The 5223-nt window shown below is 45.3% G+C and carries 5 protein-coding genes; 1 reads left to right on the top strand and 4 read right to left on the bottom strand.

Annotated features, from left to right (window positions below):
* Positions 1 to 251 precede the first annotated feature (251 nt).
* The 4 genes from IDJ77_RS27410 to pfkA all read right to left on the bottom strand — a co-directional run bounded on the left by IDJ77_RS27410 (position 252) and on the right by pfkA (position 4095).
* On the bottom strand, positions 252 to 773 hold the full coding sequence (locus IDJ77_RS27410) for a transposase (protein ID WP_191192196.1): 522 nt from the start codon (positions 771 to 773) through the stop codon (positions 252 to 254).
* A gap of 483 nt (positions 774 to 1256) precedes the next feature.
* Positions 1257 to 2252 (bottom strand): type I glyceraldehyde-3-phosphate dehydrogenase, encoded by a 996-nt coding sequence (gene gap, locus IDJ77_RS27415; RefSeq protein WP_191192197.1) that lies wholly within the window; start codon positions 2250 to 2252, stop codon positions 1257 to 1259.
* A 7-nt stretch (positions 2253 to 2259) separates the two neighbouring features.
* The gene (locus IDJ77_RS27420; protein WP_191192198.1) at positions 2260 to 3108 is read right to left on the bottom strand and encodes a hypothetical protein; all 849 of its coding nucleotides are present in this window, start codon (positions 3106 to 3108) and stop codon (positions 2260 to 2262) included.
* Positions 3109 to 4095, bottom strand: coding sequence for a 6-phosphofructokinase (gene pfkA / locus IDJ77_RS27425; RefSeq protein WP_191192199.1), 987 nt, complete (start codon positions 4093 to 4095; stop codon positions 3109 to 3111).
* A 126-nt stretch (positions 4096 to 4221) separates the two neighbouring features.
* Between pfkA and IDJ77_RS27430 the strand changes: the two genes are divergently transcribed.
* Positions 4222 to 4917 carry an NUDIX hydrolase gene (locus IDJ77_RS27430; RefSeq protein WP_191192200.1) on the top strand — a complete coding sequence of 232 codons (696 nt, stop codon included), beginning with the start codon at positions 4222 to 4224 and terminating at the stop codon, positions 4915 to 4917.
* Positions 4918 to 5223 lie beyond the last annotated feature (306 nt).

Here is a 5223-nt window from a genome sequence, read left to right on the forward strand (position 1 = left end):
GAATTATTCATCTTTCCCATTATAAAACATTTGCTTATTGAACCCAAAAAAGGCAAAAAAGCGGCTTTTCAGATTGTTGATGATATATTTAATCCCTTAAGTTAACGGCTATGGTGAGGACACCGCCTTTTTTGGAAAACCTAAGTGCTTTTAATGAGTATTCTTTACTCTCCCCCGAGGCGGTGTCCTCTCCTCGAGGCGGTGTCCTCTCCCCCGTGGCGGTGTCCTCACCGCCACGAACTCGGCGTAAACTAAAATTCGTCCATATAATGCGTTAGCCAGCTAAACTTTTTATCCTCTAACTCATAAAACGAACAGGACGAAAAATAATAGTCGTTGGGATCGGTAACTAAATTCCAATGTTCTTGTAAAGGGTTAAGGTGCATGTAATCTAATTTCTGTTCCAATACTTTTCTGCTTCCCACTATTTTAGCCAGGCCATCTTTTTGCCAGAATTGGTAATTGCGGTCGTTGGTAACCACTTCGAATTTCTGAAGTAAGGGGTCATTGGAGTTTCGTAATTCTTCCAAAAACCGGTGTCCGGTAAACTTCATAAAGCTTACGTAAGGCATTTCTTTGCCGTTCATTGCAATATTTTCCAAAAGGATATGAATGTGATTAGGCATTATCACAAATCCATAAACTTTTATCTTTTTATTATTTACCAGCCAAATAAGGCTATCTAAAACAATGGTTTTAAAACGGTCGGGTTTGAGGAGATGTGTCCAATCAACAATAGCAACGGTGTAAAAATAAATGGTGTTTAGTTCCATTTACGAAAATAACAAAATGATCTAATTTTTCTAAAGCCGGCGGTGAGGACACCGCCCCCGGGGGAGAGGGAGTAATCGGGGGTGAGGACACCGCCCCGGGAGAGAGGGAGTAATCGGGGGTGAGGACACCGCCTCGGGGGAGAGGGAGTAATCGGGGGTGAGGACACTGCCTCGGGGAGAGAGGGCGTAATCGGGGGTGAGGACACCGCCTCGGGGGAGAGGGAGTAATCGGGGGTGAGGACACCGCCTCGGGGAGAGAGGGCGTAATCGGCGGTGAGGACACCGCCTCGCGGAGAGAGGTTTTATAACCGGCGGTGGGTACCGCCTCGGGGTAGGGTTTTATAACCGGCGTGAGCGCACCCCCGCCTTCCGGGAGGGGGTATATATCCCTTGTGGCGGTGTCCCCACCGCCACACTCCTATAAACGCAGAAAGCCTCCCAAATTGGAAGGCTTTCTGTTTATAGATAAGAAGTTGCTCAACCTTACAGTTTACCAATTTCTTGTACAAGGTCGATCAGTTTGTTTGAGTAACCCCACTCGTTATCGTACCATGATACTACTTTCACGAAGTTATCATTCAAAGCGATACCTGCTTTTGCATCAAAAATTGATGTGCGTGCATCACCTTTAAAATCTTCAGATACAACTTCATCCTCGGTGTAACCAAGGATGCCTTTCAGTTCGCCTTCAGATGCTTCTTTCATTGCAGCTTTGATACCTTCGTATGAAGTTGGCGTTTTTAAACGTACAACTAAGTCAACAACAGAAACGTCTGCAACCGGAACACGGAAGCTCATACCTGTTAATTTACCTTTTAACTGTGGAAGAACCAAACCAACCGCTTTAGCAGCACCTGTTGATGAAGGGATGATGTTTTGGTAAGCACCACGGCCACCTCTCCAGTCTTTAGCAGACGGGCCATCAACTGTTTTCTGGGTAGCTGTAACCGCGTGTACAGTAGTCATTAAGCCTTCTTCGATACCGAATTTATCATCCAATACTTTAGCGATAGGCGCTAAACAGTTGGTGGTACATGATGCGTTAGAAACGATAGTTTGCTCAGCCTTTAACAGCTTGTGGTTTACACCCATTACAAATGTAGGGGTATCATCCTTTGCAGGAGCGCTCATTACCACTTTCTTTGCACCTGCGTCAATATGTTTTTGTGCAGTATCTAAGGTTAAAAATAAACCGGTAGATTCGATAATAACTTCTGCACCTACTTCATCCCATTTAAGGTTTGCAGGGTCTTTCTCGGCAGTTACACGGATAGTTTTACCGTTTACTACCAAGTGGCCGCCTTCAACAGCAATGGTGCCTTTGAACTGGCCATGGGTTGAATCGTATTTCAACATGTAAGCCATGTAATCCGGCTCAACAAGGTCGTTAATACCAACAATTTCAACACCTTCACGTTCAATTGCAGCCCTGAAAGCTAAACGACCGATACGGCCAAAGCCGTTAATTCCTATTTTCATGATTTTTCTAATTTTTATTTGAATAATAAGTCAACAAATTGTTTATAGGTTCTTTTACAATGCCTGCTATTTTAATGTCCCGCTCTTCTGCGGCCTCAGCCAGGTAATCCTGGAAATTGGAGGCCACCGAGCCTGCGAAATGAATAGGGGCATCCGGGTGTTCCGCGCGCAAAGGTAATAAATAGGTATCAATCAGCTTAGTAAATCCTGTTTTAATGATACTGCGCAGATAAACGTCGTTTTTGTTCTCAGAAAAGAACTCGCTGAAGGAGCTGAGGTATAATGCAGGCTCTTTTTTGCGGTAAACTTTCTCTAATAAGGTCTTGCGGTCGGCATCATAGCTATGCACAAATTTTTTGCGTAAATGTGCCGGAAGCGACTCATTCATAAAGCTTTTGATGAGCTGCCTGCCCAGCCAGTTACCGCTGCCTTCGTCGGCCAGGATGTAGCCTAAGCCAAAATTATTTGGTTTTACTTTTTTGCCATCGTACCAGGCGGCGTTGGTGCCGCTTGCGCAGATGCTTACAATACCGGGGCTGTTTTTGCAGCAGGCAATAGCAGCGGCCGCAATATCATGCTCCACGGTTACCTTAGCAAATTTAAAAAATGCTTCCAGGGCGTCCTGCACCACCTTCTTGCGCTCGTCTGAAGAAGCGCCGGCACCAAAAAAATAAATACGTCTTATTTCTTCGGCGTGGTGTATTAGGTTGATGTTGCGGTTTAGCAGTTGGGTGATGTATTTCTCATCGTTAAAATAGGGATTAATGGCATTCGTATTAAAAGAAGCGACAGTTCGCCCTTTGTAAGCCAAACGCCAGCCTGCATTATTAGATCCGCTATATACAACCGCTATCATTTATATAGACAGGATTTCTGACATCTGCATCAAATCGTCTTCCAGCTTAAACTGATGTTGTGTAAGCGCCTCCTCCAGTGTTGTTAATTTAATATGGTTAGCCTCAAGCCCAACCATCATTTGCGATTTACCGGCTATAAGGGCGTTAACGGCTGCGAAGCCTAAGCGACTGCCCAGTATCCTGTCAAATGCCGACGGGCTTCCGCCGCGTTGTAGGTGGCCCAAAATGGTAACCTTAATGTCGTAGAACTTAACCTGCCCGCGTACGCGTTCGGCCAGATCATACACACCACCGCTTTTATCGCCTTCGGCAACAATTACAATGCTGGATGATTTTTTATTGAACTGGCCCGCTTTAAGGCTCTCTATAAGGTCGTCTATCGCGGTAGCACGCTCTGGCAGCAAGATTGCTTCTGCTCCGCAGGAGATTCCCGCGCGCAAGGCAATAGCGCCCGAATCGCGGCCCATTACTTCGATGAAGAAGAGGCGGTCGTGCGCATCGGCCGTATCGCGGATCTTATCTATCGCTTCTATTACCGTATTAGTAGCGGTATCAAACCCTAAAGTGTAGGTAGAACCGTAAAGATCGTTATCAATAGTGCCGGGGACACCCATTACAGCAATATCCGGGAAACGTTTAGAAAAACGCAGCGCGCCGGTAAAGGTACCATCGCCGCCTATAACTACTATGCCATCTATGCCTTGTGCTTTAATATTGTTGTAAGCCTGTTCCATACCTTCATCGGTACGAAAGGGGAGGCAGCGGGCGGTTTTTAAAATAGTGCCACCCAAATTCAGGATATTACTAACCGAACGGGTGTTCATATCGTACATATTGTTGTCGATAAGGCCCTGGTATCCTTGCCTTATACCTACAACTTCCAGTTTATTATATATGGCAGTACGCACCACGGCGCGGATGCAGGGGTTCATGCCCGGCGCATCGCCTCCAGAAGTAAGAACTGCTATTTTTGAAATTTTACGCATTTTTACAGATGTAAATTTGTAGCCACGAATATAAGGTGTCGAAATTACACCATTAAATTTAATTTATTATTTTTGGAATGAATTTTAAGGTATATATTTAAACGATAAAACCTAATAGAACTACTTTTGGAAGTAAAGTTACCAACATTTGATTCGGTATTTTCTATTGACTGTGTAATTTTTGGATTTGAAGCCGGCGAATTAAAGATTCTGCTCATTGAACGTAATGAGGAACCCTTTAAAGATTGGCTTGCATTACCGGGTTACATTGTTGAGCAAGATGAAAGTATTGATGATGCCGCCGAGCGTATTTTATACGAACTCACCGGCCTTCGCGATCTGCATATGCAGCAGTTCCATACATTTGGCGAGGTGAAACGCCACCCGCAGGGGCGCGTTATAACCGTTGCTTATTACGCTTTGATCCGTATTAACGGGCAAAAAGAAGTAAAACCGGTCACGCACTACGCCAAATCGGCTTTTTGGCACCCGGTGAACGATCTGCCGAAGCTCGCCTTCGATCACAGCGAAATTTTTAACACGGGCTTTAACAAGATCCGTCGCAGGCTGAATTATCAGCCTATTGCGTTTGAGCTGCTGCCCGAGAAATTTACGCTTACACAGCTGCAATCGCTGTACGAGGCGGTGCTGAACAAAAAGCTGGATAAGCGCAACTTCCGCAAGAAGATGCTGAGCTACGGTTTTTTAAAGGAACTGGACGAGAAACAGAAAGGCGTATCGTACCGTGCCGCCAAACTCTACAAGTTCGACAGGCGGAAGTACGCCAAGATATTTCAGAATGAGCTGAATTTGGTGCAGTAGTCGGTTTGCAGTGGGCTGTTTGCAGTTGCCAGTGGGCGGTTTGCACAAAGTATAAAGCAGAAAAGCGAGGGTTTTCCTCGCTTTTCTGCTTTATACTCTCCACCGCGTCATTGCGAAGTACGAAGCAATCTCCCGGCAAGTAGAGCCGCTTTGCAAATCCGCTTGTCCAACGTAGAGATTGCTTCGTGCCTCGCAATTGTAAGGGTTTAGTAATTCGATGACAGATTAGCGGTTTTAATTTTTGTTGTTTAGGGTGCACATTTCAATAGGTTTTTTACCATTAATACCTTGATGAGGCCTTTCCCA

It is taken from the genome of Mucilaginibacter pankratovii, from assembly GCF_014773265.1.
Taxonomy (GTDB): domain Bacteria; phylum Bacteroidota; class Bacteroidia; order Sphingobacteriales; family Sphingobacteriaceae; genus Mucilaginibacter; species Mucilaginibacter pankratovii.